The sequence below is a fragment of the Paraburkholderia sp. EB58 genome (assembly GCF_050436665.1).
Taxonomy (GTDB): Bacteria; Pseudomonadota; Gammaproteobacteria; order Burkholderiales; family Burkholderiaceae; genus Paraburkholderia.
In genome coordinates this window covers 23,898-30,197 of the sequence record NZ_JBNDMQ010000061.1, presented here as the reverse complement: position 1 = coordinate 30,197, position 6,300 = coordinate 23,898, and the positions used below count along the sequence as shown (strand labels likewise).

General features: G+C 57.4%; 6 protein-coding genes. 5 read left to right on the top strand and 1 reads right to left on the bottom strand.

Going from position 1 to position 6,300, the window contains the following annotated elements:
* Nucleotides 1–444 precede the first annotated feature (444 nt).
* Entirely contained in the window at nucleotides 445–1,698 is a 1,254-nt protein-coding gene (locus P3T40_RS42800; RefSeq protein ID WP_429273708.1) for an MFS transporter, read from the top strand.
* 20 nt (nucleotides 1,699–1,718) lie between these two features.
* On the opposite strand, the gene P3T40_RS42795 is transcribed toward P3T40_RS42800, so the two are convergent.
* Entirely contained in the window at nucleotides 1,719–2,408 is a 690-nt protein-coding gene (locus P3T40_RS42795) for a GntR family transcriptional regulator (protein ID WP_429273707.1), read from the bottom strand.
* A 110-nt stretch (nucleotides 2,409–2,518) separates the two neighbouring features.
* Here P3T40_RS42795 and P3T40_RS42790 point away from each other — a divergent pair, with 110 nt between their 5' ends.
* The 4 genes from P3T40_RS42790 to P3T40_RS42775 all read left to right on the top strand — a co-directional run bounded on the left by P3T40_RS42790 (nucleotide 2,519) and on the right by P3T40_RS42775 (nucleotide 6,287).
* Nucleotides 2,519–3,262 (top strand): SDR family NAD(P)-dependent oxidoreductase, encoded by a 744-nt coding sequence (locus P3T40_RS42790; protein ID WP_429273712.1) that lies wholly within the window; start codon nucleotides 2,519–2,521, stop codon nucleotides 3,260–3,262.
* Nucleotides 3,263–3,274: 12 nt separating this feature from the next.
* Complete coding sequence (locus P3T40_RS42785; protein ID WP_429273706.1) at nucleotides 3,275–4,474, top strand: acyl-CoA dehydrogenase family protein; 1,200 nt, start codon at nucleotides 3,275–3,277, stop codon at nucleotides 4,472–4,474.
* On the top strand, nucleotides 4,458–5,522 hold the full coding sequence (locus P3T40_RS42780) for a phosphotransferase (protein ID WP_429273711.1): 1,065 nt from the start codon (nucleotides 4,458–4,460) through the stop codon (nucleotides 5,520–5,522). The genes P3T40_RS42785 and P3T40_RS42780 overlap by 17 nt, the downstream gene beginning before the upstream one ends.
* A 66-nt stretch (nucleotides 5,523–5,588) precedes the next feature.
* On the top strand, nucleotides 5,589–6,287 hold the full coding sequence (locus P3T40_RS42775) for a CoA transferase subunit A (RefSeq protein ID WP_429273705.1): 699 nt from the start codon (nucleotides 5,589–5,591) through the stop codon (nucleotides 6,285–6,287).
* Nucleotides 6,288–6,300: the final 13 nt, after the last annotated feature.

The following is a 6,300-nucleotide window of genomic DNA, read 5'->3' as shown; positions in this document are numbered from 1 at the left end:
GATTCCGCACCTTCAGAGCGACAGAAATTGCGCTATATCATGCACTTGGCAAGCTCCCCGAGCCTACGTCCACCCACACTTTCTTCTGACGAACCCATATTTAAGCGATCGTATCGAATCTTGTGACCGAATGATGCCGGCAGCCGGTAGCACGCAGCAGACCTATTTCTGCTGCCTAATCAGTGTGTGTCTCGGTGGCTGTTGCCGCGTACTATCGTGAGGCCGGTACGGATAGGCGCGAGGTTGAACTTAAGTAGATTCCCTTGTATACGCCTCCGAAATATGCAGGCAGACTGATTACAGATAAACAGACAGACTGATCAGTGTGACGGTATTAATACTTTCCTGGTCGGGAAGATCGGACACAGGGCGGTTGAGGCCCGTGTGTCGGATGCGGCAGCCCCTAAGGGACCGAACCGTTCGAATACAAGGAGGAGATCCAAAATGGTTGAACCTGCTGCTACAGATTTTCGACAGTCCGACACGGCTGCCGCTGACCCCTCCGTCGGTCGCGAGCAGTCGGCTACGCGCATGTTGGGTGCGCTGACCCTGCTTGCGATTGTTATGGCCGGCGTGGCCGGCCATGCAACATCTACGTTGAAGCCGCTTATCATCCAGTCGTTCATTCATTCCGTCGGCCTTGACAAGGCGACCGCTGGCTATCTTTTGACGGCCGAAATGATAGCGACCAGTGCTGGGACCATCATATCAACGGCATTCCCGCTAGTCCTGCGCAAGCGCGGATATCTGTTCATTGCGCTTTCGCTGACAATGTTGGCTAACCTCGCGAGCATACAGTTCAAAGCAGATGTCGGTCTCCCGCTCTACGCGCTGCGTTGCCTGTCTGGTCTCGGTGCGGGCTTCGGCCTGGGTCGGCTCGGGATCCTGATTGCCTTGTCAGCACGTCCAGGCGTGACCGCGGGGCTTTACTCGATCACGACCCAGCTTTACGGAGCTGTAGCTGCCTTTGCGTTTCCAGCAATCGAACGGCTCTTTGGTGCGAATTCGATCTTTGTCATCCTGGCCGGCACGATTCCACTCGCACTGGTGATGATTGGATGGATTCCTGAAAACCACGAACGGACCACAAAGAAGAAAGTAGGGGTCGTGGATGACTCGCAATCCCTTTGTTTGCCGGAGAAGTTCCTTCTTGCCGCCAGCTTCGGGGTGTTTTATCTGGGTGTCGGAACCTTCTGGCCGTTCATCTCAGTGCTCGGAGAGTCCGCAGGCGTTGGCCATTCACAGATGTCGATGATCCTTGGCTGGGGCAGCATTGTCAGTGCGCTGGGATCTGTCACCGCGATCTTTGTTGGGGACCGCAAGGCGTCAGCTTCCACAATCACGTTGATCTTCATCGGGTTGTGTCTTTCGATTGTGCTTCAGCTTTTTGTTCCTCGTTCTTATTCGGTATTCGTTTTCTCCGCACTCTTCTTCACGTACGCCTATTGGGTGATCAATCCAATGATTCTGGGTGTGATGTCGAAGCTGGATACGACAGGGCAGATGAATGGGGTCTACTACATCGTCGCGGTCGGTGGCATTGCGTTAGGCCCGGGCCTGGCAGGGTGGGTATTGACGCACAGCGGAGACAAGCTTGCTGGTGCGGCGTATCTGCGGATCACCAGCGTGGTTCTCCTCGCTTCTTCGGCGACGGTTCAGGCCTATTATTCGTTCCGAGCCCGGCGTCTGCCGGACTAAACAAACGCCGTGGATCGACGTTAGTCGGCCACGGCTCCATTTGCCTCAAGAATGCAGTGCCTGACGTTTCGGACATGATTACGGCCCGCTTCTTCAGCCTCCTCTTCCCGGCCGGCGAGCACGGCAGCAGCTATCAACCCGTAGTCCTTAAGGCGCAACTGCTGTAAAGACGGTAGCCGGTGCTGCGCGTAGACGATCGGCATGTGGATGGTCGGGAATAACCGCCGCAGTTCCTTGTTTCCGCTTAGTTCGAGGAGGGTGCGGTAAAAGCGGCGGCGGGCAGCAGAAAACTTCGCGATATCGCGCGACTTATCGCTTTCGGTCAGGTCGCGAATTATCTGCCTGATCGCGCGCGCCTGTGCAGCATCTGTGCCGATCCGCGCTGCAGTGCGAGCAAGAAGACCTGTCATAAGTTCGGCAATGTCCAGAACCCCCAGTGTGTCCTCCAGGCTAAGTGACCGGATAACTGCGCCTTTGTGCCGTAGCAGTTCGACAAGACCTTCTGCCACCAGTCGATGCAATCCCTCCCGTACCGAATTCCGGCTTACACCGAAAGCAGTAGCGAGGTCTGTTTCAACCAGACGCTGACCGGGGACGAAAGTCTGGTTCTCTATCCCATGGAGAACGCCGAGAAAAACGGCATCCGAAGCAGGGCCATCGCCCCCTGGTGGGGTCGGTGTTGCATTCAACGCGTCCAACCCGGTCAGCATGTTTGGGCTCCACGATCCAAATAAAGAATTGTAACAGCTGACACGCTCACAATTTTGTTCAATATAATTGTTCAACAATCGTGAGGAACAATAGGAGGTGGATGTTGGAGATGCCGAACTCTGTGGCGGGCAAACGAATACTCGTCACTGGAGCGTCAAGTGGACTGGGGCTCCATTTCGCCACGGTGCTGGCGGCCCATGGCGCAGAGGTCTTCGCCGCCGCCCGAAGACTGGACGCGCTTGAGGCCCTCGCCCGCGTTGTCGGGGAATCGTGCGGGAGGGTCAATTGCGTGCAGCTGGATGTGAACGATCCCGCATCAAGACAATCGGCCTGCGAGGCGGTCGGCGCCATTGATGTCCTCGTGAATAACGCCGGGGTGGTGTCCGAAGGGTCCGCGTTGGAGCAGTCGGAAGAAGACTGGGACCGCGTTGTTGATACCAATCTCAAGTCGATGTTCTTCATGGCGCAGACGTTTGCAAAACGAATGAAAGAAACGGGTGGCGCCATCGTCAACGTCGCATCAATCCTTGGTCTCCGACAGGCTGGCGGCGTGTTGCCCTACGCGGTCTCGAAAGCAGGTGTAATCCAGCTGACAAAGTCGCTTGCGCTTGAATGGGCGCGCTATGACATCCGCGTGAACGCGCTGGCGCCCGGGTATATCGAGACTGAGCTGAACCAGGGGTTCTGGCAAACGCCTGCGGGCGTTGCGCTGACAAGACGGATTCCCCAGCGCCGCCTTGGAAAACTGTCGGACCTCGACGGGCCAATGCTGCTCCTGACGTCCGATGCGTCTCGTTACATGACGGGATCGATGCTCGCCGTCGACGGCGGGCACCTCGTTAGCAGTCTTTGAACTGGAGACAGTATGTATATCGCGTGTCCATCGAAGCGTAGTCAGCAGCTTGCCGACCGCGTCGAGATATTTGTTCGTGAAGTCGTTACAGGTTATGAGCGCGATCCCCGCAACGGACCTCATGGACCGTCGGCCGGACTTGTCGGTGAATTACGTCGTCTTGCCCGTGATGCCGGGCTCATGACGCCTCACGTTCTTCCGAACGGTGAGCACCTGTCCCAGAGAGAGACTGCTGCCGTGCTGATGCGCTCAGGCCTGTCGCCGCTTGGTCCTGTCGCGGTAAACACCATGGCGCCGGACGAAGGGAACATGCTTTTGCTGGGCAAGGTGGCGACCAGTGAGCAAAAGCAACACTACCTTCAGAAGCTGATTTCGGGAGATGCGCGGTCCGCTTTCTTTATGACGGAGCCGGCGGAAGACGAGGGGGCGGGCTCTGATCCCTCAATGCTAAAAACGACTGCCCGCCTCGATGGTGATCACTGGATGATCGATGGGACGAAAACGTTCATAACGGGTGCTGATGGGGCACAGGTGGGCATTATCATGGCGCGCACCGAAGACGGGAACACCTCGCGCGCCACGATGTTCCTCGTGGGCCTGCCGCATCCGGCCGTTGTCATCGAGCGGGTGCTGGACACCATCGACAATTCGATGCCGGGCGGCCATTCGCGGATATCCATCAAGAACCTGCGTGTTCCGGCTTCTGCAGTGCTGGGCGAAGTCCACCAGGGTTTCACATACGCACAGATTCGGCTTTCACCGGCCCGCCTGTCGCACTGCATGCGTTGGCTTGGGGCGGCAGCGCGTGCGCATGAAATCGCCACTGCTTATGCAACGCGCCGGATGGCGTTTGGAATGCGCCTGATTGACCATGAGGGCGTCGGATTCATGCTGGCGGATAACCTCATTGATTTGCGACAATCGGCGCTGATGATCGAATGGTGCGCCGACGTGCTCGATTCTGGAAGCGGTGCAACAACGGAAAGTTCGATGGCGAAAGTTGCTGTATCCGATGCGCTGTTCAGGGTCGCGGATCGTTGCGTGCAGGTGATGGGCGGTTCCGGTGTTTCTCGCGATTCGGTCGTCGAGCAGATTTTCCGTGATATACGCGCCTTCCGGATCTACGACGGTCCAACTGAGGTTCATAAGTGGTCGCTTGCAAAGAAGATCAAGAAAGCCGCGCTCGAAGGGGAATATCGTGTCGGCCAATAGTCATTTTTCGGGTCTAGGCCCCGTACGTGAGCAGCACCAGTTCGATCCGATTGCTCTCGAAGACTGGATGCGGGCCAACATCGAAGACTTCAGTGGTCCGCTGAGCGTCGACCAGTTCAAGGGAGGGCAGTCGAACCCGACCTACAGATTGAGAACACCGTGCCGCGACTACGTGCTGCGACGCAAGCCGCCCGGTGTTCTGCTTAAGGGCGCGCACGCTGTTGAGCGTGAGGCACGGGTGATGTCCGTACTTGGATTCGTGGACTTTCCGGTTCCCAAGGTGTATGCGACCTGCGAAGACACCAACGTCGTCGGTAGCGGCTTCTTTGTCATGGAGATGGTGGAGGGCCGGGTCTTCTGGGAGCCAGGATTCTCAGGTGTGCCCCTCGCAGATCGCGGCGCATACATGGAGGCGATGAACGAGACGTTGGCCAAATTGCACGCGGTGGATTACGAGGCGATCGGACTCGGAGACTTCGGTAAGCCCGGTAGATATGTGGCCCGTCAGGTCGAGCGCTGGTCGGACCAATATCTGACCGATGAAGAGGCTGGCCGGGACCGGTACATGGACGAACTGGTGCAATGGTTGCCCGATCGTTTGCCGGCGCGCGATGAGACATCACTCATTCATGGCGACTTTCGTGCCGACAACCTCATTTTCCATCCAACGGAACCCAAGGTACTCGCCGTACTGGACTGGGAGCTCTCGACGCTGGGAGACCCGGTTGCGGACTTCGCTTATCACGCGATGATGTACCGCCTGCCACCAGACATTCTGGGTGGTATCCGTGGTGTCAACAATGACGGCTTGCCGAGTGAAGAAGAATATCTGTCTGCCTATTGCCGCAGGGTCGGGCGATCGAACGTTCCCAATTTTGACTACTACGTCGTCTTCAACATGTTTCGCTTTGCAGCCATCCTGCATGGAATCCGTGCGCGGGTCGCGCGCGGCACCGCGGTAAGCGAGGATGCCCGCGCAACGGGGGATCGCTTCGCAAGGGTCGCTCAGCTCGCGTGGGAACTGGCGGAGAGAGTGGACCGTTCGTAGCGCGTGGCACTAAGGGGACGGTTCGATCCTTCGGGTAAAGAGGATTTTGTAAAGAGAGGATACCTAATGGGAAAAATCTATGCGAGCGCCGCTGCGGCGATTGACGGTCTTTTGCGAGGCGGAATGACCGTTGCAGTGGGTGGTTTCGGACTATGCGGCATACCGGAAGCGCTCATTGACGCCGTGATGGAGTCGGGCGTGAAGAACCTGACGGCTATCTCGAACAATGCGGGCGTCGATGATTTCGGGCTTGGAAAGCTGCTTCGCACGCGACAGATTCGCAAGATGATCTCGAGCTACGTCGGCGAAAACAAGGAGTTCGAACGTCAGTATCTGGAGGGCGAGCTGGAAGTCGAGTTTACGCCGCAAGGAACACTCGCCGAAAAGCTGCGAGCAGGGGGCGCCGGTATTCCGGCTTTCTTCACGAAGACTGGTGTAGGCACGGTCGTCGCAGAGGGAAAAGAAACCCGGACGTTCGACGACGACGTCTATGTGCTCGAGCGGTCTCTCGTGCCTGAGCTGTCTTTGGTGAAAGCAGAAGTCGCGGATCGCGAGGGCAACCTGCGGTTTCGCTACACCGCCCGGAATTTCAATCCAGCGGTCGCGATGGCAGGAAAGATCTGTGTCGTTGAAGTCGAGCGCATCGTCGACAAGGGCTCCATTGCTCCGGACGATATTCATTTGCCAGGGATCTACGTTCATCGCATCTGCGTCAATCCATTGCCGCTCAAGCGGATTGAAAAGCGCACGGTCAGCTTACGCTGAATCACCTGCCTAA

What these genes read in the sequence shown, in the direction of transcription:
- P3T40_RS42800 (WP_429273708.1), top strand. Translation starts at nt 445, where the DNA reads ATGGTTGAACCTGCTGCTACAGATTTTCGACAGTCCGACACGGCTGCC.
- P3T40_RS42795 (WP_429273707.1), bottom strand. Translation starts at nt 2,408, where the DNA reads ATGCTGACCGGGTTGGACGCGTTGAATGCAACACCGACCCCACCAGGG.
- P3T40_RS42790 (WP_429273712.1), top strand. Translation starts at nt 2,519, where the DNA reads ATGCCGAACTCTGTGGCGGGCAAACGAATACTCGTCACTGGAGCGTCA.
- P3T40_RS42785 (WP_429273706.1), top strand. Translation starts at nt 3,275, where the DNA reads ATGTATATCGCGTGTCCATCGAAGCGTAGTCAGCAGCTTGCCGACCGC.
- P3T40_RS42775 (WP_429273705.1), top strand. Translation starts at nt 5,589, where the DNA reads ATGGGAAAAATCTATGCGAGCGCCGCTGCGGCGATTGACGGTCTTTTG.